This is a genomic window from Haloprofundus salinisoli, from assembly GCF_020097815.1.
Lineage (GTDB): Archaea > Halobacteriota > Halobacteria > Halobacteriales > Haloferacaceae > Haloprofundus > Haloprofundus salinisoli.
In genome coordinates, this window is record NZ_CP083663.1 from 1,986,352 (window position 1) to 2,010,922 (window position 24,571).

General features: G+C 63.6%; 24 protein-coding genes and 1 pseudogene. 5 read left to right on the top strand and 20 right to left on the bottom strand.

Annotation, left to right across the window (positions count from 1 at the left end):
* Positions 1–23: 23 nt before the first annotated feature.
* The 4 genes and pseudogenes from cruF to LAQ73_RS10630 form a co-directional block, all read right to left on the bottom strand.
* Positions 24–896, bottom strand: coding sequence for a bisanhydrobacterioruberin hydratase (cruF, locus tag LAQ73_RS10615; protein ID WP_224268262.1), 873 nt, complete (start codon positions 894–896; stop codon positions 24–26).
* Positions 889–1,722 carry a prenyltransferase gene (locus tag LAQ73_RS10620; protein ID WP_224268263.1) on the bottom strand — a complete coding sequence of 278 codons (834 nt, stop codon included), beginning with the start codon at positions 1,720–1,722 and terminating at the stop codon, positions 889–891. Before LAQ73_RS10620 ends, cruF begins: the two co-directional genes overlap by 8 nt.
* Positions 1,723–1,907: 185 nt before the next feature.
* Positions 1,908–3,500 (bottom strand): annotated as a pseudogene (locus tag LAQ73_RS10625) (phytoene desaturase family protein); the annotation flags it as partial.
* A 93-nt stretch (positions 3,501–3,593) separates the two neighbouring features.
* Positions 3,594–4,025, bottom strand: a complete 432-nt coding sequence (locus LAQ73_RS10630; RefSeq protein WP_224268264.1) for a hypothetical protein — start codon at positions 4,023–4,025, stop codon at positions 3,594–3,596.
* A gap of 92 nt (positions 4,026–4,117) precedes the next feature.
* Between LAQ73_RS10630 and LAQ73_RS10635 the strand changes: the two genes are divergently transcribed.
* The 3 genes from LAQ73_RS10635 (at position 4,118) to LAQ73_RS10645 (ending at position 7,082) form a co-directional block, all read left to right on the top strand.
* Positions 4,118–4,810, top strand: a complete 693-nt coding sequence (locus LAQ73_RS10635) for an SDR family NAD(P)-dependent oxidoreductase (protein ID WP_224268265.1) — start codon at positions 4,118–4,120, stop codon at positions 4,808–4,810.
* 121 nt (positions 4,811–4,931) lie between these two features.
* A complete protein-coding gene (locus LAQ73_RS10640; protein WP_345778381.1) occupies positions 4,932–6,170 on the top strand; it encodes an MFS transporter in 1,239 nt (412 codons plus the stop codon).
* A gap of 87 nt (positions 6,171–6,257) precedes the next feature.
* Positions 6,258–7,082, top strand: coding sequence for a ZIP family metal transporter (locus LAQ73_RS10645; RefSeq protein ID WP_224268266.1), 825 nt, complete (start codon positions 6,258–6,260; stop codon positions 7,080–7,082).
* A 6-nt stretch (positions 7,083–7,088) separates the two neighbouring features.
* On the opposite strand, the gene LAQ73_RS10650 is transcribed toward LAQ73_RS10645, so the two are convergent.
* From LAQ73_RS10650 to LAQ73_RS10680, 7 genes are all read right to left on the bottom strand, one after another.
* Positions 7,089–7,355: a hypothetical protein gene (locus LAQ73_RS10650; protein ID WP_224268267.1), complete on the bottom strand. Its 267-nt coding sequence runs from the start codon at positions 7,353–7,355 to the stop codon at positions 7,089–7,091.
* 93 nt (positions 7,356–7,448) lie between these two features.
* Positions 7,449–7,781 (bottom strand): DUF8060 family membrane protein, encoded by a 333-nt coding sequence (locus LAQ73_RS10655; protein WP_486606346.1) that lies wholly within the window; start codon positions 7,779–7,781, stop codon positions 7,449–7,451.
* Positions 7,778–8,791, bottom strand: a complete 1,014-nt coding sequence (locus LAQ73_RS10660; RefSeq protein ID WP_224268269.1) for a DUF7490 domain-containing protein — start codon at positions 8,789–8,791, stop codon at positions 7,778–7,780. Before LAQ73_RS10660 ends, LAQ73_RS10655 begins: the two co-directional genes overlap by 4 nt.
* Before the next feature lie 145 nt (positions 8,792–8,936).
* Positions 8,937–9,308 (bottom strand): zinc-ribbon domain-containing protein, encoded by a 372-nt coding sequence (locus tag LAQ73_RS10665; protein ID WP_224268270.1) that lies wholly within the window; start codon positions 9,306–9,308, stop codon positions 8,937–8,939.
* A 66-nt stretch (positions 9,309–9,374) separates the two neighbouring features.
* Positions 9,375–10,610 (bottom strand): ornithine cyclodeaminase, nickel-pincer nucleotide-dependent, encoded by a 1,236-nt coding sequence (locus tag LAQ73_RS10670; protein ID WP_224268271.1) that lies wholly within the window; start codon positions 10,608–10,610, stop codon positions 9,375–9,377.
* 87 nt (positions 10,611–10,697) lie between these two features.
* Positions 10,698–11,675, bottom strand: coding sequence for an alpha/beta hydrolase (locus tag LAQ73_RS10675; protein WP_224268272.1), 978 nt, complete (start codon positions 11,673–11,675; stop codon positions 10,698–10,700).
* Positions 11,672–12,046 (bottom strand): DUF8159 domain-containing protein, encoded by a 375-nt coding sequence (locus tag LAQ73_RS10680; RefSeq protein WP_224268273.1) that lies wholly within the window; start codon positions 12,044–12,046, stop codon positions 11,672–11,674. Before LAQ73_RS10680 ends, LAQ73_RS10675 begins: the two co-directional genes overlap by 4 nt.
* Before the next feature lie 388 nt (positions 12,047–12,434).
* Here LAQ73_RS10680 and nikR point away from each other — a divergent pair, with 388 nt between their 5' ends.
* A complete protein-coding gene (nikR, locus tag LAQ73_RS10685; RefSeq protein ID WP_224268274.1) occupies positions 12,435–12,863 on the top strand; it encodes a nickel-responsive transcriptional regulator NikR in 429 nt (142 codons plus the stop codon).
* 118 nt (positions 12,864–12,981) lie between these two features.
* Here the strand turns inward: nikR and LAQ73_RS10690 are convergent, their stop codons facing one another.
* From LAQ73_RS10690 to secY, 9 genes are all read right to left on the bottom strand, one after another.
* Complete coding sequence (locus tag LAQ73_RS10690; RefSeq protein WP_224270748.1) at positions 12,982–13,899, bottom strand: metal ABC transporter permease; 918 nt, start codon at positions 13,897–13,899, stop codon at positions 12,982–12,984.
* 80 nt (positions 13,900–13,979) lie between these two features.
* A complete protein-coding gene (locus tag LAQ73_RS10695; protein WP_224268275.1) occupies positions 13,980–14,756 on the bottom strand; it encodes a metal ABC transporter ATP-binding protein in 777 nt (258 codons plus the stop codon).
* A gap of 116 nt (positions 14,757–14,872) precedes the next feature.
* Positions 14,873–15,928: a metal ABC transporter substrate-binding protein gene (locus LAQ73_RS10700; protein WP_224268276.1), complete on the bottom strand. Its 1,056-nt coding sequence runs from the start codon at positions 15,926–15,928 to the stop codon at positions 14,873–14,875.
* A gap of 1,636 nt (positions 15,929–17,564) precedes the next feature.
* Positions 17,565–18,026, bottom strand: coding sequence for a response regulator (locus LAQ73_RS10705; protein ID WP_224268277.1), 462 nt, complete (start codon positions 18,024–18,026; stop codon positions 17,565–17,567).
* A complete protein-coding gene (locus LAQ73_RS10710; RefSeq protein ID WP_224268278.1) occupies positions 18,016–19,536 on the bottom strand; it encodes a sensor histidine kinase in 1,521 nt (506 codons plus the stop codon). Before LAQ73_RS10710 ends, LAQ73_RS10705 begins: the two co-directional genes overlap by 11 nt.
* 150 nt (positions 19,537–19,686) lie before the next feature.
* Positions 19,687–19,941, bottom strand: coding sequence for a DdfA family disk-determining factor (gene ddfA, locus LAQ73_RS10715; RefSeq protein WP_224268279.1), 255 nt, complete (start codon positions 19,939–19,941; stop codon positions 19,687–19,689).
* A 183-nt stretch (positions 19,942–20,124) separates the two neighbouring features.
* The gene (locus LAQ73_RS10720; RefSeq protein ID WP_224268280.1) at positions 20,125–20,277 is read right to left on the bottom strand and encodes a hypothetical protein; all 153 of its coding nucleotides are present in this window, start codon (positions 20,275–20,277) and stop codon (positions 20,125–20,127) included.
* Positions 20,277–20,570: a hypothetical protein gene (locus LAQ73_RS10725; protein ID WP_224268281.1), complete on the bottom strand. Its 294-nt coding sequence runs from the start codon at positions 20,568–20,570 to the stop codon at positions 20,277–20,279. The genes LAQ73_RS10720 and LAQ73_RS10725 overlap by 1 nt, the downstream gene beginning before the upstream one ends.
* Positions 20,571–20,703: 133 nt before the next feature.
* Entirely contained in the window at positions 20,704–22,209 is a 1,506-nt protein-coding gene (gene secY, locus LAQ73_RS10730) for a preprotein translocase subunit SecY (RefSeq protein ID WP_224268282.1), read from the bottom strand.
* Between the two features lie 896 nt (positions 22,210–23,105).
* On the opposite strand from secY, the gene LAQ73_RS10735 reads away from it, so the two are divergent.
* Complete coding sequence (locus LAQ73_RS10735) at positions 23,106–24,524, top strand: Cdc6/Cdc18 family protein (RefSeq protein WP_224268283.1); 1,419 nt, start codon at positions 23,106–23,108, stop codon at positions 24,522–24,524.
* The last annotated feature ends 47 nt before the right edge of the window (positions 24,525–24,571 follow it).

Below are 24,571 nucleotides of genomic sequence, written 5' to 3' on the forward strand. Positions count from 1 at the left end.
ACCGCGCTCTTACTGTCTCGAACTCACCGGAGCCACGACGGTCTGAGCAGTCCCGCGTCGAACTGCTGCGTCCGAAGCAGGCCGAGGCCGAACAGCGCCGCGACCAGCGCGGGGACGTAGTTGCCGAAAACGACGTTGACGCTCCCCCAGAGGATGACAAAGCTCACCAGATCGTCGAGCATGAACTCGCAGCGCGACAGTCGCGCCAGGAGCGCTCGGCGGTCGAACGCCCAATCGAGCGTGACGACGGCGACGGTAGCGCTGACGACCCACCCCGCGTAGTTCGACGGTGGGACGCCGTAGAAGCCGCCGCCGAGCGGGACGTCTGGATACACCCAGAAGCCGAGCGCGACGGCTCCGGGGTCCAACACCACGTCCATCGCCAGCACGGTCAGGATAACCGCGAAGAGACGGACCGCCGGGTTGTTCGCGCGGTCGCCGAGCAGTAGCAGACAGAGCAGATACGAGTTCATCACCAGCGGGAGAAAGAAGATGGGAAGCCCCAGCGGAACCCCCTCGACGGACGGCCCGAGGTCGACGCCGTAGTAGAACTCGCCGTAGGGCCACCCCGTCTCGACGCCGGTGTACTCGATGGCGTAGGCGTACAGCGCGAGCGCCGAGACGCCCGCGACCGCCCGGCGGTCGAACAGCGGGAGCGTCCCGACGATGAGCGGCGAGCGCATCACGAACGTCCCGAGGAGGATGAGAAACGCGTTGAACGCCAGCGGCTCGGGAAGCAGTTCGAGGCGACTGGCGACGAGCACCAGCCCGCCGACCAGCGGGAAGACGACCGAGATGGTAAAGCGGTTCTCGCGGACGAGTCGATCGAGTCGCGTCTCCACCTCCGTGCGGTTCGAGGGTAGCGACTCCGAGACTGCCGATATCGAATCAGCCATACACCAACCTCCAGAGCGCGCCCACCGTGAGCGCCATCCCGACGCCCGTGTTCAGCGCAGGATACCACCAGTACGCCCGCGAGACGTCGACGTTCGAGCGGTAGATGGCGAAGACGGCGACCGGATACGCGAGCAGCAACAGGCCGATTCGGAGGTCGACGAGACCGAACGCGAGCGCCGCCGCGAGCCAACAGCCCGCGCAGTAGGCGTAGGTCCGCGTCTCGCCCAGTACTGTGGCCGTGGTCCGAATGTCCGCCTCGCGGTCGTGCTCGATGTCGGGAATCGCCGAGAACGTGTGCATCCCCATCGTCCAGAGCCAGCCGCCGAGCACAGCCAGGAGGGGCGGGTGCTCGCCCGCGACGGCGGCGTTGGCGGCGACGCCCGGGAGAATGTACAGTCCGTTCGATAGCGAGTCCAAGAGGGGCGTCGTCTTGAACCGAAGCGGCGGGGCGCTGTACTCGACGGCGAGGAAGAAGTGCGCCGCCAGCCAGACCCACGCGATCCGCGGCGTCACCGCCAAGAGCGCCAGTCCCAGCAGCCCGGAGGCGGCGACGACGGCCACGACGACGGGGTCGCCGCCGAATCTGACCTCCTTGTCGTCCTTCTTCGGGTTCTCGGCGTCGATGTCGGCGTCGAACGCGTCGTTGACGCCGTAGAGGAACACGTTCCCCGGAACGAGAAAGTAGCCGAACAATACCAGCGCGAGGGGGGCGAAGAGTTCCGGAATCGACTCCGCCGCGAAGGCGACGCCGACGACGACGGGTCCCGCGAGGTAGAACCAGAAGCGGGGGCGAGAGAGCTTCAGCAGGTGGCCGAGGCGACCCATCAGTCGGTCGAACGAGTCGGCGACTCTCGTTCTGCCGGGGCGTCGTCCGACTCCGCGCGCTGGTCGCCGGGGTCACCGGCGTCAGTAGCGTACGCCGAGTCGGTCACCTCGCTCGCTTCGCCGTCGGAGCGGACGATCTCGTCCTCGGCGGCTTTCGATGCCCGCCCGTCCACACGACCGGAGTGTTTCGCCATCGACTCGGCGGTGAGACGGCCGCTGATGAGACACATCGGGACGCCGATACCGGGCGTCGTGTACGACCCGGTGAAGTACAGTCCCGGCACCTTCTTCGAGCGGTGCGGCGGCCGCAGGAGCGCGGTCTGGCGGAGCGTGTGCGCCATCCCGAGCGCCGTCCCCCGTTGACTGTTGTACCGCTCCGCGAAGTCGCTGACGCAGAACGACTTCTCGAAGACGATGCGGTCGCGCAGGTCGACGCCGGTGTTCTCGGTGATGTCGTCGAGGATCTGTTCGCGGAAACGCTCTCGAATCTCGGGGGCGTCGTCCAGACCGGCGGCGATGGGAACGAGGACGAACAGGTTGCTGTGACCCTCGGGAGCGACGGAGTCGTCGGTCTTCGAGGGGACACAGAGGTAGTACGCCGGGTCGTCGGGCCACGAGAGCCCTTCGAAAATGGTGTCGAAGTGCGGTTCCCAGTCGGTCGGGAGCACGAGCGTGTGGTGAGCCAGCTCCTCGACGTCGCCCTCGACGCCGAGGTAGAGCAGGTACGCCGACGGTGCGTACGTCCGCGAATCCCAGTAGTCGGCGTCGTACTGACGCTTCTCGGGCGGCAGGAGCTCCTGCTCGGTGTGGGCGTAGTCGGCGTCGGAGACGACGAGGTCCGAGAGGTACTGTTCGCCGGATTCGGTTCTGACGGCGAACCCGCCTTCGCGGCCGCGAATCTCGGCGACCGCGTCGCCGGTGTGGAAGGTGACGCCGAGTTCCTCCGCGAGGTCGACCATCGCGTCGACGACCGCGCCGATGCCCCCGTCGGGGTAGTAGACGCCGAGTTCGAAGTCGACGTGGCTCATCAGGTTGTACAGCGCCGGGGTTGTCGACGGCGCACCGCCGAGAAACACCAGCGTGTACTGCATGATCTGCTGGAGCTTCGGGTTCTCGAAGTAGTTCTCGACGTGGCCCTGCATCGACCCGACGAGCGAGAGCCCCCACGCGTGCCGGAGCACGTCGGTGTCGATGTAGTCGCGCAGACGCGGGCGGTCCTTGTAGACGAACTGCTCCATTCCGATGCGGTAGTTGCGCTCAGACTTTTCGAGATAGCGTTCGAGCGTCTCGCCCGCGCCCTCCTCGTAGGAGTCGAACAGCAGTTTGTTCGTCTCCACGTCGGGGACGAGGTCCACGCGGTCGCCGTCTTTGAAGAAGATGCGGTAGTGCGGGTCGAGGCGTTCGAGGTCGTAGTACTCCGTCGGTCGCTTCCCGAAGTAGCCGAAGAAGTCCTCGAACACGTCGGGCATCAGGTACCACGACGGACCCATGTCGAATCGGAAGCCGTCCTCCTCCAAGCGACTGGCGCGGCCGCCGAGTTGCTCGTTCTTCTCTAATACGGTGACGTCGGCCCCGGCGTCGGCGAGGTAGCAAGCAGTCGAGAGGCCGCCGAAGCCGCTGCCGACGACGACGACGGACTGTCCAGCGAGCGTCGAGAGCTCCTCGCGGACGCAGTCGCGGTCGCCGTCGAGGCCGGACCCGAAGCGCCGACCGGCGTCCGCGGCGGGGGTGTCGGCGTCGACATCTCCGGTGCCGTCGCCGTTCGCTGGAAAGGTCACGACACCAACTAGGGGCGTTCAGAGCATAAAACGACTGACTGCCTCGCCGACGCACGGGGTCGGCGGTGTCTCCCGGTGTTCGCGACCAGTGAGCTACGGGTTCGAGTCTCCCGAATCCGGGGTCTCGGCGGCGACGTCTGCGACGGCTTCGACGAGTTCGGTCACCGGTTCGTCGGGAGCGAGCGCGAGAAAGACTCCCTCCCGCTCGAAGTAGATGCGGAGGAGTTTGAGGTAGTCCATCGCCGTCGTGACGTAGCTCACGCGGTCGGCGATAGGGAACAGCTCCTCGGTCAAGAGCTCCATCTCCGCGAAGTCGATGCCGGCGTAGTTGTGAATCTCGTCGAAGTGAGCGAGCATCTGCTCGCGATCGCGGTAGAACGTGCGCGTGGCGTCGTCGACGTGGAGGAGTTCGTGCGCCTCCGGCGTGTAGACGGCGAACGAGTAGAGTGGCCCGTCGACGGCCTCTCGCACCGCTTCGAGCGCGGCGTCCGCGTCGAACGTCACGACATCGGAACCGTGTGTCATACCGGCACCGAGATACGCATCGACAAAAGTCTGTACGCTTCCGGCCGGCCCGGGAGACGCATCTTTAGGTCGAACTCAGCCTAACCGAGAGTATGGACGAGATGACCGTGGTTGTCACCGGGGCGAGTCGAGGAATCGGGCGGAGCGTCGCGGCCGCGTTCGCCGCCGAGGCTGCGCACGTCGTCGCCTGCGCCCGCGACGAGGAGGCGCTGGACGACCTCGCCGACGAACTCGCGGAGGCCGGCGGCACGATACGTACCGAACGCGCCGACGTACGCGACGAGTTCGACATGGAGCGACTGATGGAACTGGCCGCACGCCAGTCGCGGCCGATAGACGTGCTCGTCGCCTGCGCGGCCGTCAACCACGGGACGCCCGGTGAGATGCCGACCGCCGAGGAGTCGTACGCCCGCTTCGACGATACGATGCGGACGAACGTCCGCGGGGTGTTCGCCGCGGTAAAGGAGGCCGTCCCGCACATGGCCGACGACGCGCGAGTCCTCATTCCGTCGGAGTCGGTCGCCCGCGAGGCGAGAGCCGGCATGGGCGTGTACGCCGTCTCGAAAGCCGCCGACGAGGCGCTGGCGCGGGGGTTCTCCGCCGACCTCTCGCAGACCGTCGGCGTCGTCGACCCGGGTCCCGTCGCCACCGAGCTCACCGGCGGGGAGGGCCGCGACGCCGACGACATCGCGCCGATGTTCGTCTGGGCGGCGACCGAAGCCGATGCCGACGACCTCGACGGGGAGATTCTCGACCACCGGACCTGGAAGAACGCGACGCGGTGAGGAAGAAGGCAACGGACCGCCTCCGGTCGCGGAGAGACGCTCGGCAGCGGACGGCGTATTACGACTTTCGGAATCCGTCATAGCGAAAATAAAGTGGGCGGCGACGGTAATCGAGAAACAGATGTCTCCCGAACTCGACGCTCGTTCGTCGCCGCAGATACTCGCGTACTACGCGTACAAGGCGACGAAAGCCGTCGAGTTCTACCGCCCCGTCATGTACCTCTACTTTCTCTCACAGGGGCTCTCGTTCGCGCAGATAGCGATTCTCGAATCGCTGTACAACCTGACGACCGTGTTCGGCGAGGTTCCGACGGGGTACGTCGGCGACCGAATCGGCCGACGAAACAGCCTCCTCGTCGGGACGGGCCTCATCTCGGGGACGCTCGTCGCTATCGGCTTCGCCGGGTCGTTCGCGGCCCTCGCGATTCTGTACGTCTGCTGGTCGATGGGCTACAACTTCCGGTCGGGCAGCGAGGACGCGTGGCTCTACGACGCGCTCACCGACGAGCGGTCCGGGGACGAGTTCGCTCGCGTCCGCGGCCGCGGCGAGTCCGTCGCGCTCCTGGTCGGCGTCGGTGCGTCCATCATAGGCGGCTACCTCGGCGGTGTCGACCTCTCGTACCCGTTCTTCGTCGCCGCGGGGGTGACGAGTCTCGGTCTCTTCGTCCTCCTCGCCGTCGACGAGTCCGAGACGTACGAGCGGACGCGCGCCGACCGCCTCGGCTTCGGCGAAACGCTCGGAATCGTTCGGAAGACCGCCTCGAAGCGAGAGATTCGATCGTTCGTGCTCTACTACTTCGTGCTCTTTTCGGCGGTCTCCTACCTCGTGTTCATCTTCTTACAACCGGTGTTCGAGGCGGTCATTCCCCAGTACGGCGTCTCCGAGAGGCAGATAGAACCGCTGTTGGGGTGGTTCTACGCGGCTATCAGTCTCGTCGCCGCCGGACTCAGCTACAACGCCGGATGGATTGTCGAACGCGTCGGCCTCCGTCGCTGGTTCGTCGTGATTCCGCTCGCCCTCGGCGCGTCGCTCGCGGCGATGTACGTCGTCCCTCTCCTAGCGATTCCGGTGTTACTGTTCGCCCGCAGCGTCGGCGAGACGACGCGGACGCTCGCCGGACAGTACGTCAACGACCGCATCGAATCGCTGGGCCGAGCGACGGTTCTGAGCGCGATGGCGATGGTGAGCGGCCTCACTGTCGTCCCGTTCCAACTCGGTGGTGGCGCGCTCTCGGACGCAGCCTCGCCGCTTCTGACGCTCGGCGTCGCCGGCGGCGTCCTCTTCGCCGGGTCGCTTGCGATTCTCGCGTGGGAGATGCCGGTTCGGACCCCGGCGTCGTCGGATAACGCGGTCGAATGACGCTCGGTCGAAGGGAGAAACGGCCGCGAAACGAGGCCCCGTCCGAGAACCGACGGTCATATTAATCCGAGAAGCTCAGTTCACAACGTGAAACGACGCTCGGTGCTCGGCATCAGTTCGTTCGCGCTGCTGGTCCTCCTCTCGGCCGTGGCGCTCCAGCGCGGGGCGAGAGACCTCCTCGTCATCTCTTGGGTGGCGTTTCTGGCGATGGCCGCCGCGGGGTGGCTCGGAGCGCGGGGAACCGACGAGCGCGCGGACGCCCTCGTCTGGGGGTACGGCCTCGCCAGCGGCGCGATGATAACCAGCGCCGCGGTGTTCCTGCTCCCGCAGGCCATCGGCGTCAGCGGCGACGTCCCACAGTACGGCGGCTTCGGCGTCGCGCTCGGCCTGCTCGTCGGCTTCGGCTCGCACACTATCGGCCACCGCCTCGCCCACCTCGACCTGCCGCTGGACCGTACGGTGACGGAACTGTCGGCGCACGCGCTCTCCGCGGGCGCTATCATCGGTATCGTCTACGGGAACATGGAAGTGGGTCTGACGCTCGGTCTCGCCATCGTCTCGCACAAGGGACCGGCGGGGTACGCCGCCGCGACGCGACTGCGCCGCGCCGGTCGGGAGTGGTCGGTGCTGCTGTTGCCTGCGGCGGGCGTCGGCCTCGCCGCGATTCTGTCGAGCGTCGTCGTCCTCCCGGCGACGGCCGCGGTTCGGGGAGTCGTCTTCGGGTTCGCTGCGGGCGTCTTCCTCCACGTGGCGATGGATTTCCTGCCCCGCTGCGAACTCGGCAGCGAGATTCACGAGGCGCTCAGCGTCGAGGGCGACGCCCACGCGCTGCTCGACCGACTCCGACTGCACGCCGTCGCGAGCACGAGTCTCGGCGGCCTCGTCGTCTTCGCGGCCTGGGTGGCGCTCTGAGCCGACTCAGAGGTTGAGGCCGATGGGCCACTCGCAGGAGGGGCAGGTGAACGCGACCGAGATCTTCTCCGGGTCGCGCCCCTCGAAGAACGCCGGTTCGTACGTCGAGAGCGTCGCGTAGTGCCCGCACTCGGGGCACTCTTCGGTGAGTTCCGCGAGGATATCGTCTCGAATCAGTTCGACCGCGGCGTCTCTCTCGCTCCGAGGGACGGCGATAGCGCACTCGTGCTGTCGCTTCGTCTTCGGGTCCATCGCACCCATCGTCGGGTCCATGGTGGTGGGGTCGGCGGCCCACTTATAGGCCTTCTGAACCGTCTCGTGTGGGCGACGTAACCGGGGCGGCGTCGGAGTCGACCTGCTCGGTGCTCAGTCCAACCGCCGCAGTTGCAGCGAGATGCCGCCGACGCAGAGCAGGAGGACGACGAGGTTGAACGCTGCACGGAAGAGTATTCGGTAGTCGGGAGCGACCCAGCGGTCGATGGCGCCGCCGACGGCTGTGTACAGTTGGACCGCCGTCACCAGCGCGAACAGCACCAGCACCGCCAGCGCGGCGTAGTTCAAGAGTGTTCGCACGTCGCGGCCCGAGCGGTCGCGGTCGTTGCTCGGATTGGCGTTGCTGTTCGTCGTTCCTCCATCGGTTCGCGTCGTAGAGTTATCGTTCGTGGTCATCTCTGTGGGAGTCGATTGGTCGTCTCTCATTCGGACCGCCTCCGGGCGAGAAGCGCCGCCGCGAGCAGGGCGACGACGGCGACGACGACGCCGAATCCGGGCGTGTCGGACTGAGTCCCCCTGTACGCGCCGCCGTCTTCGGTGGCAGCGGTCGTTTCCGCGCCTCCGGACTCGAAGTCCTCCACCTCGAACTCGACTTCCCGCTCGGTGACGTTCGCGCTAATGCGCTCGGTCGGGTCGAGGTTCGCCACGCTCCGGGCGGAGTCGACGTGGACGTCGTCGCGCCAGAGGATGGCGTCGACGTAGTAGTTGTACTCGCCGGGCACCGTCACGGAGGCGTCGACGGTCGAGGTTCGCCCGGCGCGAATCTCGCCGACGGGGACGGTGACCCGGTCGGCGACGACGTTCGACTCGGCCTGTCGGACGACGAACGTCGCTTCGAGGTCGCTCGTCGGCGCGTCGCCGCCGTTCGTCAGCGCCGCCGAGAGATCGAGACTGACCCGGTCGCCGTCGGCGGAGCCGACCGAAACGGAGACGGGCTGTAACGCCGTCGATTCGGCGAACCCGACGTTCGAGTCGGCGTAGGCGGGCGTGAGCGCTTCGAGGCCGCTGACGCGCCGAGTCGCACGGTCGACGCGTTCGCCGTCGCGGAAGACGATGGTCTCTATCTCGTAGCCGCCCTCGCGGGCGACGGTGAGGTTGGCGCGGACGGGCGTCTCGCGGTCGCCCGTGAGCGTCCCCACGTCGGCGGTGTGACTCGTCTCGACGAGATTCGACTCGCTGTCGATAGCGCGGAACAGCACGGTGACGTTGTCGGTGGGGTTACCTCGGTGTTCGAGCCTGGCTTCGACGGCCAGCGTGGCCGTCTCGCCCGTCGCAGCGCCGGGGGCGATAGGGACCTCCTCGACCTGGACGGGACCGGGACGGAGCGGCCCGTCGTCGGTCGGGTCGGCGAGGGCACCGGGGACCACCGCGGCGGCGACGAGCGACACCACGGCCACGACGGTGGCCGCGGCGGCGAACGTCGTTTCACGGTTCATATCACGGCGGTCACGTGTCGGCGTTAAATGTTTTGTGTAGTCACTGTCAGGAAAATACGCACGAAGGGGGCGACCGCCGCGCGGACGGCGACATCGTCGCAGAGCGGGTGAGGAGTCCTCGGAAGGGCGGTTGCGAATCCGCCGGTCAGACGTCGTCGCTTCGCTCGGTGTTAGTCGTCCCCGAGATATCGAGCGTCGCCTCGAACGTCTCCAACTCGCGCCCGTACTCCCGCTCCGACAGGTCCCCCTCGGCGAACGCCGTCGTCGACTTCGAGAGCGATTTGGCGGCTTTGAACTGTGTGCGGTCGAGTTCGAAGCCGGTACCGCAGATGCTGCAGAACAGTCCCCGCGTCGCTCGCTCGAGCGGCAAGAGCGGCAGGAAGTACAGCGTGAGCCAGCGTCTGGACTTCCTCAGTTCGTAGTACTGGTCGTTGTCGCAGTGGCTACAGTGTCCGGGGTACGTCTCGCCGTACTCTTTGCTCCGTCGCGGCCAGCCGAAGATGATGAACAGTAGCATCTCCGAGTATTATCTCGTTGTCATCTGACTTTTTTTGATAATATAACTTCGACGCCCGGGGGCCCTTCACTCCACCTCGAACACTTTCTCCGCGAGCGTCGGCACGAACGTTCCGATGTCGGTCACCATGCCGATGGCCTGCGACGACCCGCGGTCCAACAGTTGGGTGACCGTCGCGGGGTTGATGTCGACGCAGACGGTTTTCGTCGTCGACGGGAGGCAGTTGCCGACGGCGACGGAGTGAAGCAGCGTCGACAGCATCAACACGAGGTCGGCCTCGTGGGCCTGCTCGCGGATGGCGTTCTGCGCCTCGACGGCGTCGGTGATGGTGTCGGGCAGCGGGCCGTCGTCGCGGATGGAGCCCGCGAGCACGAAGTCGACGTTGTTTCGGACGCACTCGTACATCACGCCCTCCTCGATGAGTCCGGCGTCGACGGCTTCGCGGATACCGCCCGCGCGGATGACCTCGCTGATGGTGTAGATGTGGTGTTTGTGCCCCTTCCGCGGGTGTTCCATCGTCTCTATGTCCATGCCGAGGGAGGTGCCGTAGAGGCCGCGTTCGATGTCGTGGGTGGCGAAGCCGTTGCCCGCCGAGAGACCGTCGACGAACCCCTCGCGGACGAGGTCCGCCAGCGCGTCGCCCGCGCCGGAGTGGATGAGTGCCGGGCCGGCGACGACGAGGACGTTACCGCCCTCGCGCTTCGTCTCGACGAGCGCCTCGGCGACTTCGCGGATGAGCGACTCCGAGGGGCGCTCCGAGGAGACGCCGCCCTGCATGAAGCCGAACGGGCCAGAAGCGTCGCGGGGTCGTTCCGGCGGGTTGACTCTGATACCCGACTCGCCGACGACGACGAGGTCGTCCTTCCGAATCGCGTTCAGCACCTTCGTCCGCGCGCTGAGTTCGCCGTCTTCGCCCTCCTCTATCACGACCGCGCAGTCCATCTCGATGTCGTCGACGGGAGTCCACTCGTCGCGGTAGAACACCTCGGTCGGGTGGTTGGTCGTCGAGTAGAAACCGGCGGGGACGACCCGGTCTGCGGGTGCGGGTTCGACTGACACCGGGCGCGGGTCGGCGGGGTTCGCACCGCTCTGGTGGAGTTCGTGGACGATGGTCTGCAGGTCGCCTTCGGTGTCGGCGGAGACGCGCATCCGACAGTAGGTGGTGGCGTCTTTGTGGCGGCCGACCTCGAACTCCTCTACCTCGAACGAACCGCCGAGGTCCATCACGATGCCGAAACAGCGGCCCATCATCCCCGAGTCGATGATGTGGCCCTCCAGTTCCACGGTACGGGAGACAGTCATAGCGGAGAGACGCGGGAGACCGAAAAGAGGGTTACGTCGCGGGGGAAGCTTGCGACGCGAGCGATGCGCCGAGTTCGCTGCCGGTCGTCAGTCGCCCGCCGAGTCGCCGACGACGCGGTCGAGAAAGGCGAACTGGTGGGCCAGCGACTCCTCGAACGTCTCCCCGCCGTAGACGTCGAAGTGCCCCACCGGAAGCCGGAGGAACGTCCCGTTCGGGAGCTTCGATGCGGCGCTCTCGACGTCCGAGAGCGAGGCGATTTCGTCGTGTTCGCCCGCGACAACGAGCGTCGGGCAGTGGACCTCGTCGGTTTTCGTCCCGGGGCGGTAGCCCGAAATCGAGAGGAACGCTCGCGCGGGCGTCTCGTTCTTCCACCCCGAACTCGACGGCACGAGGTCGAAAAAGCCCGTCTTCGCGCCCGGTTCGTTGATGACGGCAAACTCCTCGGGCGTGCCGACGATAGGAATCGTCTTCGAACGTCCGACGAACGAGAGGAGTTTGTCGGCGAGCGCCAGCGGCAGCGCCTTGGCGACGAACTTCAGCCCCTTGCCGAGCGTCGTCGACCGCCCGTCGACGACCGGGACCTGCGAGATGACCGCCGCGACGTGCGGTTCGCCCGCGGCGATCTCCAGGACGTGGCCGCCCGCGAACGACGACCCCCAGAGGACGAGTCGGTCCGAATCGACGCCGTCTAACTCGTCGGCCCGTTCGATGGCCGCCCGCCAGTCGGCGATCTGTTTCGCGGGACTGATCAGATTTCGCGGCTTGCCGTCGCTGTCGCCGAAGTGGCGGTGGTCGAAGAGGAAGACGGCGTAGCCTCGCTCGGCGAACCGCTCGGCGTAGGCGGGGAGGCCGAACTCGCGGTCGGAACCGAGGCCGGCCGACATCAGAACCAGCGGCGGGTTCTTCGGGCGGTCCGGACGGTACAGCGTCCCGACGCAGCGCTCGCCGTCGCTGTCGAACCGGACGCTGACTGTCGAGAACTCGTAGCGGGAGGGACGACGCTGCTCGCCGGTCGTCGCGTCGACGCCCTCGCGGTGTCGCCACGCGCTCTCCTCTCGGCTCATCGGTCGCCTCCGGCGAACATCGACGGCTCCTCTTCGAGCGTATCGAGGACGAGTTCGGAGAAGTCCTCGTCGGAGAGGCCGTACGAGAGGTAGTCCTCGAACCACTCGGCTTCGGCCCGCCAGCGACCCTGGACGTCGTCGTCGATGCGAACCGACGTCGCGCGGACCGGTTCGGGCTTCCACTCGCCCTCCCGCGCGAGGTCGATGAAGGCGGTCAGCGCCTGGCCGACTTCGCGGTGGTTGACGTGCGCGGCGGGAAACGCCGTCATGTACGTCAGGTCGACGCCGTCGGACCCGTCGCCGACGTCCACCTCCTCGACGTTGATACCGTTGCCCCGGAGTTCCTCCTCGATGACGTTCGCGTCGGTCATACTACGGGATACGGGAGCGGGGGGCTAAACGCTTGCCGCGGCGACAGTTCGAATCCGACGGGAGAACTACGCCGGCAGCGGGCGCTGCGTCGCCGGAGGTCGTCGGCGTCCAGTCCCAGCGATTCACAGAGGAAGCCCCACTGTTCGGCCTGCTCGGTGACGTGCATCGACGTGGGCTGCCGATGCCGTGCCTCGCCTTCTCCTTGGTGCGGAGCACATCGGTTCGTCGCCGGTGTTCGCCGCTTGCAGTCGTGCGGTCATCTTCCGGGCGTGACTCGGGTGGACGCGAGTGAGAATCAGTTCCCTCGCACTCTCATCGGCGGCCCGAGCGGCGGTGGACGGTCGATGGATAATAACCGTTAATAGTCGAAGGGCATTCAGTTAATACATGACCGTCGTCAGCGTCTCCATGCCGGAGGAACTGTTGGCACGCATCGACGCGTTCGCGGAAGACCACGGCTACACCGGTCGCAGCGAAGTCGTCCGCGACGCCTCTCGAAACCTCCTCGGCGAGTTCGAAGACACTCGCCTGGAAGACCGCGAACTCATGGGCGTCGTCACCGTCGTCTTCGACTACGAGACGACGAGCGTCGAAGAGCGGATGATGCACCTGCGCCACGAACACGAAAGCCTCGTCGCCTCGAACTTCCACAGCCACGTCGGCGCGCACTACTGCATGGAACTGTTCGTCCTCGAAGGGACGCTCGAAGAGATCTCGACGTTCGTCGGCAAGGTCCGCGCGACCAGAGACACGCTCTCTGTCGACTACTCGGTGATGCCCGTCGACGAGTTCGGCCCGCTGGCCGACGGCGAGTGAGCTAGCGGCGCTCCGGTCCGGAACTGTTCTCGAACCAAAGCGCTAGTGCGATAGCCGATGCGTCGTCGGATCCGGTCGTAGCGAAGAGCCGGTTGGTGGAAAAGCGGCCACAGCGAGGTTACGGCCGGCCCTCTGAATCTCTGACGCTCCCGCCGTCGGCGGCGGCCTCGGTCGCCGTCTCCGAACGCCGGGGGGCGACTCGGTCGGCGGCGATGGCGACGGCGTAGAGGGTGATGGCGACGAGGACGATGGCCCCGCCGGCGGCGACGCCGTACTGGTAGGAGGCGGTGAGGCCAAAGAGGACGGCCAGTTCGCCCACGACGACGGCGACGAGCACCGACTCGCGGAAGCTACGGGCGACCTGCGCCGCGGCGGCGACGGGGACAACGAGCATCGCCGCGACGAGGATGACGCCCATGATCTGCATGGCGGCGACGACGACAAGCGCCGTCAGCATCACCATCAGGCGGTTGTACAGCGGGACGTTCACCCGGGCGACGCGCGCGGCCGTCTCGTCGAACGTGACGAAGAGGAGCTGTTTGTACGTCAGGCCGACGACGCCGACGACGAGCGCGCTGAGCAACAGCAGCACCGAGGTGTTCTCCAGGGTCACCGTCGAGAGGCTGCCGAAGAGGTACTGACTGATGCCGACGGCGATGCCGCCGTCGGTGAGGCTGATGATAACCGTCCCGAGCGCGAAGCCGCCCGAGAGGACGATCGCCATCGAGACGTCGCCGTAGGCGTCGGTGTAGTCGGCGATAAGTTCGATGACGAGCGCCGAGAGGACGGCGGCGACGAGCGCCGTCACGTACGGCGAGACGGCGATTTCGAACGCCGACCCGAGGAACAGCCCGATTGCGACCCCCGCGAAGGCGGTGTGCGCCAGCGTGTCGCCGATGAACGCCATCTCGCGGTGGACGAGAAAACTGCCGATGAGCGGCGCGACGACGCCGACGCAGAGGCCGGCGACGAACGCCTGTTGCATGAACTGATAGCAGAGAATCTCGATTCCGAGTGGTCGCGTGGCCGCGCACATCCCGCCGCCGATGAGTCGCACCAGTTGGTTGACGAGGTCCAAGAGGAGCAAACTCGCGGCCGGAAACAGCGTCGAGTTGGTCATGGGTGCGAGTGGGTGCTATCGTGGGTGTGGTCGTGGTGGTGGTCGTGCTCCAGCATCCGCTGGTTCGCACCGTACGCCCGCGAGAGGGCGTCGCTCTCAGCGAAGCCCGAGGGCTCGCCGTGGAAGAACAGCCTGCGGTTCAGACAGGCGACCGTCGTTGCGTGCTCGGTGACGACGCCGATGTCGTGTTCGATGAGCACGACCGTCAGTCCGCCCTCGTTGAGGCCGCGGAGAAGGTCGTAGAACGCCTCTCTGGAGTCGGCGTCGACGCCGACGGCGGGTTCGTCCAGCGCGAGGAGGTCCGCCTCGCCCGCGAGCGCCCGCGCGATGAACACGCGTTGGCGCTGCCCGCCCGAGAGATGCGCGAGACGGCGGTCGGCGAGGTCGGCGACGCCGACGGTGTCGAGCGCGTCGGCGACGATGCGGCGGTCTTCCGCGCCGAGTCGGCCGAAGCCGACGCGGGGGTAGCGACCCATCTCGACGACTTCGCGGACGGTGATCGGCATCTCCGTCGCAGCGTTGGCAACGTCCTGGGCGACGTAGCCGATGCGCTCGCCGGCGTCGAACGTCCGCGCGGGTTCGCCGAACAGTTCGACGCTCCCGGCGTCGGGTCGGGTGAGGCCGAGCATCAGTCGTAGAAGCGTGCTCTTTCCCGAACCGTTGGGCCCGACGAGGCCGAGAAACTCGCCGTCCTCGACGCTGAGCGAGACGTCTTCGACGACCGGCGTGTCGGTGTACCCGAACGTGACGTTCGATAGCTCGATCGCGGTCATACGCTCTTTTCGTCCGTCTCCTCGGTGGCGGTCATCTCTGCGTTCACCCGTCTCTCCGTTCGTTCCGACGGCGTCGTGGTTGAAGCGTCTGACGGAACGGTCGCATCGACCGGAACTCATTCCGCGCCGAGTGCGGTCTTGAGGCTGTCGAGGTTCACCTCTCGCATCACGTCGACGTACCCCCATCCGTTCTTGTTCCACTCCTCGGTCACGCCCGGAATCGCTGTGATGGGGAGCACACCGTCGGCGTCGGTCTCTTCGACCAGTTGGCGAGCGGCGCGGTCGGACTCGAACACCGGCGCGAGAACGTGCGCGATGCCGTGCTCGTCGACGAGTTCCTGTGCGCGTCTGATGTCCTGTGCCGACGGTTGGTCGTCGGGTGAGAGGCCGGTCAGCGCGTGGACGTGGACGTCGTAACGGTCTCCGAAATACTGGAGTGCGTTGTGGCCCGCGACGAGGACGTCCTCGCGCTGGCGTCCCGACAGTTCCTCTTCGAACGTCGCGTCGAGTTCTTCGAGCGTCTCGTGGTAGGCGTCGGCGTTCTCGGCGTAGGCGTCCGCGTTCGTCGAGTCGAACTCCGCGAAGCCGTCTCGGATGGTCTCGACCGCGGTCGCCGCGCGCGTGGGGTCGAGCCAGAAATGCGGGTCTGCATCGCTGTGGTCGTGTCCGCGGTCGTCACCGGCCTCGGACTCGTTGCGACGTTCCTCTTCGTGGTCGTCGCTCGTCTCGTTGTGGTGCTCTTCCTCGTGGTCGTGGCCATCACCGTCACCCGGGGCACCGAGCAGATCGACCCCGTGACGTGCCTCGATGACCGCCACGTCGCTGTCTGCGTCTTCGAGGTTCGTGACGACGTCGTCCGCCCACGGTTGGAACCCCTCACCCATGTAGACGAACGCGTCCGACTCCAGCACCGTCCGCTGGAGGTCCGGCCCGGGCTCCCAGCCGTGACCGTGCTGTCCGAACGGAACGAGGCTCTCGACGGTGGCCGCGTCGCCGGCGACGTTCGACGCGAAATCCGAAAGCACGAAAAACGACGCCTGCGCCGTCGGTTCGCCGCTTCCGCTCGCCCCGCCGGACTCCCCGCTCCCGTTCGTGTCCGTGCACCCTGCAAGCGCCGCGGTCAGGAGTCCGGCGCTCGTCCCCAGAATCTCTCTGCGACTGTGAAGGCTCATGCTCTGTTTAGTAATCCTCACTCACCGGTTAATAAACTCTGTCATCTAGTTATGAAGTGTTGTTAGTCGGATGCGAAGGAGTGGTGAGAGGAGCACGACGAGGAGCGTGGTGCCATCCGGGAGTTCGTCGAGCATCGTCGTGATATCGAAGTCAAAGCGCTCAACACCCTTATCTCCGATTTGGGGACCTCCGCCGGTCGGCGCTGCGCGTGTGTCAGGAATTACGTCGCAACGAACGGACATCGCGCTCGGTCGACCAAGAGAACCTCAACAACGGCGAATGAGCATACTCACAAAAGTAGCAAATAGGAAGACATTCGGGCAGATTTATACCAAAAGAACAGGCTCTCTACTCATAGGGAGTTTCGTAGCTCCCCCAAGAGAAGACGTAGGTTCTGACACACCACTGCGTTCCTCTCAGGTCTGACACACCACCTTTTGAGGTGCCTACCGGCGAGCGATTGCCATGGGGAGCGTCACTCACCACTACTGAGTAGTCGCTTTTCGAGTATTAGTGATGTGGCTAACTGTTTAGGTGACGTGATGTTTGTTAGAAATATACACTCTTATCTATAGATAATACGGCCTCGGCGTGTTTGACGTACTCTGACGCCCAACTTTCACTCGCGGCCGTGGTTTCCGGATTTCACTCGTGATAAGGTGTCTCCAGAATTTGCAGCGGAAACAGGGAGTGTCAGAACAGACGCTCTGAGTCCGGCTCGGAGTAGTCGAAGCTTTCCTGAGTATTTTCGACAACCTCGAACTCAGTACCGTCGCATTCGGGACATTTTTTGACACCCATAGGATAGGCGTCTCCGTCATCATCCCGACGACCAGGAATGATATTTTCACAACAACTGCAAGCAATTAAGAATCTCTCGGACATGTCCACTATCGACTTGGTGGGTGGTGTATTGACGCTATCGTAATTCCGGAGTGCAAACATCTTATACACAGTAAACTTATTCGCTGCCTGAGGTAGGAAAAAACGACGTAAACGCGGCCCAAGTCGGCCGATTGCGAGAGATGCGCTATCGAGTGCGCACCCTCCGGTCGCGTACGGGTCGCTACGAACGTCTCTGAGATACCGCTTGTGAGAATACCACGCAAGTAGGGTCTGGCAGTAACTCAGTTCCGAACGTCCGAAGAAGTGAGGGGAGATGGAACGCATCCCCGTTTGCTTGTCAGAGGCAGGTTGCCGGTCCGATCACCCCCTCACGAATTTTCGGTAGAGAACTGTTCTGGACCGACAACCAGACTAGAGAGCGATGGAAAGTACATAATTGTTTGCGCTATCTGTGGTTCGTGACAACAGTCGAAAAACTATATTCTCCACATCGACAGCACCGGCGTTAACCAACAAGTCGGTATCAAGTATAGCGTGGTGGTTAAATCCCGGAGATGTTGACGCTCTACCCGTCGCCGAGCGACTGTGCCGAGGGTTCTTGAAAGGACTGTTGGCTACATGTGGCTACAGAGTCACATTGACATGAGTTTTCGAATCGAAGCGTATGTGGTGAAGGAGGAAGGGGTCACGTGACAGTGGAGTAGATGTCGGAGCGGCTTGAGTTGGCTACGTTGATACCCTCAGAGAGTGATCGGTGCGAGCAGATATACTGAATACAACGTAAACTTTTCAATCGAGATCTGTGTCAGTCGGTAACCGCATGATCGAGAGCCAAAACCGCTCTAACTCCTGTATCATGGTGATAAACTCGTTGGGATCGACCGGCTTCGTAAGGTACCCGTTCGCACATAGTTCGTAGGACTGGACGATGTCGATTTCGGCTTCCGAACTCGTGAGGACGAGAACCGGAATGCGCCGGCGGTCAGGGTCCCCGTGAAGCTCTTCGAGCACCTCGTCTCCGTTCTTTCGGGGGAGGTTGAGATCTAACAGCACGAGACCCGGCCGAGGTGCGTCGGCGTAGTCGTTTCGTTGGAAGAGAAAATCGAGGGCGTCGACACCGTTTCCAACGACGTGGAGCGTATTCGCGATCTGCCCGTCTTTGAATGCCTCTTTCGTGAGACGGACGTCGCCAGGATTATCCTCGACGAGGAGGACATCGATCGGCTCGGTTCTTCTATACTTACTTGTCATGCTCATCCTCCGCAGGGAGGGTAAATGAGAACGTCGTTCCCTCGCTTGGCTCGGACTCGACCCAGATTTCGCCGCCGTGACGTTCGACGATCCGCTCGCACAGTGCCAGGCCAATGCCCGAGCCCTGGTGGTCGTTCTGGGAGTGGAGCCGCTGGAATACTGCAAAGATACGATCTTGCTCGTCCGGCTCGATCCCTATACCCTCGTCCCGAACCGACACTTCCCACATCGAACTGTCCCGGTCGGCGGAAATATGCACCCGTGGCGGCCCGTCCCCACTGTACTCGAGCGCGTTGCTCAATAAGTTCTGAAACACCTGATGCAGCTGACGTTCATCTCCCGCCACACGAGGCAGCTCCTCGATGTCAACGTCGGCATCACTTTCGGTTATACGTACGTTGAGGTCGTCGCGCACGTCTCCTACCACTTCGTTGAGGTCGACCGGTTCGAGCGGCTCCCCCTGATTCTCCACGCGTGAGTACGCCAGTAACCCATTGATCATGTTACGCATGCGGTCGGCCCCGTCTACGGCGAACTCGAGGAACTCTTCGGTCTCCTCGGTCAGTTCTTCGTCGGCTCGGTCCTCGATCAACCGCAGATAACTCGAAATCATCCGAAGCGGTTCTTGGAGGTCGTGGGAGGCAGCGTAGGCGAACTGTTCGAGCCGCTCGTTGGACTCTTCGAGCCGCTGTTCGCGCTCGACTCGGTCCGTAACGTCACGCCCGATGCCAGCCAGAACAGAGTCTCCGGAAGTGTCCTCGAGCGTGGATCCAACGAACTCGAAGGGGACGGTGTCGCCACCTTTGGTGTGTAGATCGATCTCTACGCTCACTGAACCACTATCGAAGCTTTCGCGGACTGCAGCCACGGCAGCATCACGGTTGTCGTCCTCGAAGAAGTCGGCTGCAGTCATCGATGAGATGTCCTCATCCGTGTAGTCAGAAACCTCCGAGAGGGTTTGGTTCCAACGTTTGAGAGCTCCGTTTTCGTCTAAAACATAGAACACGTCAGGAATCGCGTCGAGAATATCGTCGGTGTACTGCTGGTGTCGTTCTAGGCGCTCGTTCGACGTTTCCAGTTGATCGACCGTTTCTTGAAGCTCGAGTTGCCGTGTTTTGGCCCGCGCGTCGTACCCACCCGCACCAAAACCCGCGAGACTGCCCAGTGCCGTGAGCAAGAGTATATTTGCGACGATGTTAGGATTGTTACTGGCAAGAACGATAGGAATCATGATGGCGACCCCGATTACTATGCCGCGGAGACACCACTTGCCGACAGTAGGATACAGTTCCGAACGGATGTCAGTTCGGGGCAACCAGTAGCCACCGTACAACAGGATGAGACCGGGGATACCGACTAGAATACCGAGTACGAGCCAGAGTTCGGACGATGCATCGTCGACAACGGGGAGGAACGGATAGCTGACTACGAGTGCGACGAAAATCCCACCGATTGCTACGATAAATTTCCGTCCGGAAACGTCAGAAGGGGTCCACTCCCTAAAACGCATTACCCGTAATCCAGGGAGAGACTCATATAGTGTTATGGGATTCGATGGGATAATCTCTTTTTCTTTCGTTATCTAAATTTGATTTACTCACTTCTGAAGAGGATATTAATTTTCCAGTCGTAATGCAGTTTGTAGCGCGGGTTTACCGCGTTATCTCTTCGAATCTGCGTCCTCGTCGACGTAGACTACGCCACCGCTACTGACGGTCACCTCATAGCCGTTGTAGGTAAACTGGATCTGGAGAGAAGGGTTGCTACGTTCAGTTGCTTCGACGAGAGCGTTCAGGGCTTCAGGATCAACGGTCTCATAGAGCGGATCGAGTTCCGTCTGATCGGCTTCTTCGAGAGCAGCAATCCTCTCAACGATTGCTTGGCTTGGTGCGACAGTCTCCAGTTTCGTATTCATGTCGGGGGTCACGCTCATTGCTTCAATAACTAGAGAGACCCTTTCTTCTACTAAATATTCGAGGGAATATCTATTTCCAAACTCATCTAGAGTAACATATAAAACTATAGGGACGAAAATTTAATCGGTTCTTGCGCAAAGAACCCAAAACACGGATAGTTCTGAACTAGTGTTGTCGGTGCTCTAGAAGTCGTCGATCGGAGCGATGTCTCCGTTTCTGCTGAGCGTTTCACGGACCTCGTCGTCGCCCTTCGGTCGGTGGCTGACGATCCGCTCAAGTAACCCGTGACGATTTCCATAGGTATCCTCCTGTTGAGCGGGCACGGTTGCTCGCATCACAGCATCTCCGGCTGTTCACTCGGGCGGTCCATCTGGACTCGGTCACCGGTATCGAGGTTGAGGAGCACGCGTGTACAGTCGCGGTCCTCGACGATCGTCCCGCGGATGGTGCCGCGGTGGACATCGACGGATTCGTCGGTGTACTCGACCTCCCTCCCGGCGAGGCCGAGGTCGTCTGGTATCTCGTTCGTCGTCTTCGTCGTCTTCTCCGCACCGATCTCACCGAGCGCGTCGAGCTGCTCGATTAGCCGTTCGTTCTCGGCTTCGAGTTCCTCAATGCGGTTGTACATCGTAGTCGCGGCTCATGTGGAACACTCCGCTGCTTCCGTGGAAGAGTGAGCGGTTGCTGGAGGATGTTCTGCGGCAAAGCTAAGATGGGGAAATACGCTGATTTCGGCCGTGTGAGGGCTCAGATGTCCGGCCTTATCGTCCGAACATCTGGCGCATCATCGGATGCATCTCCATGAGCTGCTCCTCGGCAATCTCCTCGTACAGTTTGTACGTGATAGAGACCGTCAGCAGCAGACCCGTCCCGGAGACCTGACCGATAGTGCCGAGCATGTTCGCCATGACGGCGAGCAGGCCGACGAGCGCGCCGCCGATGACCGTCACCTGCGGGATGTAGCGCTCCATCACCTTCTCAATGACCTGCGGGTTCCGCCGGAAGCCCGGAATCTGCATCCCGGAGTTCTGAATCTGTCGCGCCGTCGATTCCGGCCCCATCCCGGTCGTCTCGACCCAGAAGATGGCGAATATCGCGCCGCCGATGACCATGAACGTCAGGTCGATGGCGACCCGGATGAAGATCTGCCACGGCTCCGCCGCCGTCCCTGCGAGGAACCAGAGCCAGTCCTGCGGGGCCTGAATCGGCGCGAAGTAGTAGAAGAAGCCGCCGACCGGCTGTCCGTCCGAACCGTACTGACCGAGCCACGGCATCGACGTCCCGAACAGCGTAATCGCGCTGGAGCCGGCCGGACTCTGCGAGTAGAGGATGCGCCCGAGGAACTGGATGTTCGCCTGCAGCGCCCGCACGAGAATCATCGGCAGAACGGACGCGTAGATGAGCTTCACGGGGAAGCGGCCGCGAGCGCCTTTCACGCGGGCGTGGCTCAGCGGAATCTCGACGCGGACGGACTCGGCGTAGACGACGATAGCGAAGATGAGCACCGTCGTGAACAGCGCGAGGATCTGCCCCGGCTGGAACAGCAGTGCCTGGAGGCCTGCGCCGGTGAGCAACTGCCCGTCGGCCAGTTGCTGAGAGCCGGTGAGGATGCCGATCCACGTCGGGATGAAGCCCGGCGCGCCGCCGAGCGACGGCCACGCGAACAGGCCACCGACGAGCTGCTGGCTCACGCCGGCGATGATGAACAGCCCGACACCGGAGCCGACGCCCCACTTGCTCACGATCTCGTCCATGAACAGGATGAGGACGCCGCCGACGAAGATCTGGGCGAACAGCAGCGTTTTCACGCCCGTCGGCGTGATTCCGAACGCGTCAGCGACGGCCTGGCTCGGCGGGAGGAAGTTCCCGGCGAACACCATCGGGATGCCCGTCAGACAGATCATCACGACGACGAGGAACTTCTGCAGTCCCTGGTAGAGGATCTGGTCCCGCGGGTCGTCCGTGTCGAGTCCCAGTAGGTCCGCACCGCCGAGCAACTGGAGGACGATGCTCGCGGTGACGATGGGACCGATACCCAACTGTAGAATCGATCCCTGCGCCCCGGCGAGGATAGACCGGAAGCGTCCGAACAGGTCACTTTGCGTCGAAACGTCCAACCCGAAGAGGGTGACGTTCGTGAGGAAGAAGTACAACACGAGGATTCCGGCAGTCCAGCCGAGCTTGCGCCGGAAGGGCACGTGTCCCTCCGGACGCTCGACTGCGGGCATCCGCGTTAAAACTGGTTCGGCCGTCTCTTTCCAACCCATATAACCGGTACTTCGCATCGGGATTTGTATGTTCTTCGCTTTTGTTGCCGGTCGGTTGTGGACTGGTATCATCGGCCGATTATCGAAAATCAGACGCCAAAATCGGCAGACGAGAAGCCCTTCCTCGAAACGTTCGACGGACTGAACGGGACGAATCGCACCGATGACGACGGAGGCCCCCGGTACCGAGTGAATTTGATCGAACGGTGGTCGTCATCCGGAAGTCAAGACAGCGTGCCTCGGGATCAGGCTCCGAGGCAATTCACAGTCGCTGTGTGAGATTCGAGTCACTGTTTGCGCCGGTCCGAAGAACCGCTCCGCAAGCGCGTCGGTGAGACGTAGTCGTCAGCTCATAGAGCGCAACGGCCGGTTGACGAGAAAGTCGCTCGAACTGCTCGACACTGAACAGCGACGCGTTCGCAGACCCCCAATACCGATTGAATTCTCGAATACCACTGTCTTCCCATGACGAACACTGTCTTCCCGAATACCACCACCGTCACCCCTCGAACCGAGTGAAACGCCCCATGGCCGCCTCCCGGCGGAGCGGGATGGAACCGAGTGACTCGCGTATATTATATATTTATCTGTAGAAGCAAACAACAACAACAGAAATTTGTACAGTTCGTCGTCTCGGACCTCGATGCGCCGTTTTCTATCCCCACCGTGACATCACGTCACACGGTGTATATGTGCGAGTGACGTATTCGTCGACTTTTGACGAACTACCACCCTCCCCTCACTCCTCATTTCACTCGGTACAGGGGGTGGGGGATTACCGTTCTCGTGACCACCGAACCGCGCTGGGTTCTCCGCGCCGTCGTTCGGAACGGGTCGAACTTCACTCGGTACGAGGTCGGCAGTTTTATCTCGCTGCCGTGTGGCTACGTGAGTCGATGACCGACTCGGAGGACGGAGGACGAGAGCGTCGTAATCGGTGTCGACGGGTCAGTGAGTACGACGCCGACCTCCGGTCGTACGCGACGACGGCGGACGAAACGGGCAAAGACGCGGGCACGGGTGGAAACGCGGACATCGGCGAGGACGCAGAAAGGAGTGGAAGCGGCGGAACCGCCGAAACGGTGACGACCGACGGCGGTGACCCGCGGCCGGACGATGGCTCGAACGGCGATCCGTTCGCCGTCGGGTCCATCTTCGCACGCGAGGAACTGCTCCGCGTCGGCTACGTTCCCGAACGGGACCGAATCATCGGCCGCGACAACGAGATTCGCGCGGTCGGGAAGGCGCTCGGTCCGGCCGTCAGGGGCGGCCCGCCGCGAAATCTCCTCCTCTACGGGAAGACGGGCACCGGCAAGTCGCTCGTCTCCAAGCACATGGCCCGCGAGGCAGGCGCGCGCGCCAGCGACAACGGCGTCGACCTCATCTACCAGTACGTCGACTGCTCGAACGACGACACCGAGACGCGGGCGGCGCGCGAACTCGCGCTCGGCGTGCGCGACACGCTCGAACCGAACCTCTCGATTCCGCGGAAGGGAATCGGCGCGGCGGAGTACTTCAGACACGTCTGGGACCTCCTCGACGACCACGACGTGCGCTCGCTCATCGTCATCCTCGACGAGGTCGACAAACTCGACGGCGACGACGACATCCTGATGACGCTCTCGCGCGCCGAGGAGTCTGGCAAGACCGACTCGTACGTCGGCATCATCGCCATCAGCAACAAGATTCAGTACCGCGAGTCCATCGGCGAGCGCGTCGACTCGTCGCTGCAGGACCGCGAGTTCGTCTTCCACCCGTACGATGCGACGCAGCTCAGACAGATTCTCGAGAATCGGCGCGACGCGTTCCAACCGGACGTGCTCTCGGCGGACGTCATTCCGAAAGTCGCCGCGCTGGCCGCCCGCGAACACGGCGACGCCCGGAAAGCCATCGACATCCTGCGCTACGCGGGCGCAATCGCCGAGGAGTCGGACAGTTCGCAGGTGCTCGAAGAACACATCGACAGCGCGATGGAGCGCGCAGAGGCGGACCGCTTCGCCGAACTCGTCTCCGGGAGCACCCCGCACGTGAAGTACATCCTCGTCGCGCTCGCGTCGCTGACGATGCGCCGCGACGAGGAGGAGTTCGCCAAACAGGACATCTACTCGACGTACAAGCAGGTCTGCGCGAACGAGGGCTCCGACCCCATCTCGTGGGACCGCGTCTCCCGTCTGCTGAAGGAGCAGTCGTTTCTCGGCATCACCGAGAGCCGCCACACCGGCGGCGGCTACGAGAAAGGCAGTTATCGCGTCCACTCGCTGAACCGCGACCCCGAGATCGTGCTGAAGGCGCTCGACTCGGGCTCTGAGCTGTAGTCGGACTCTTCGTCGCTTCCGCATCAAAAATCAAAACGAGGCGTTTC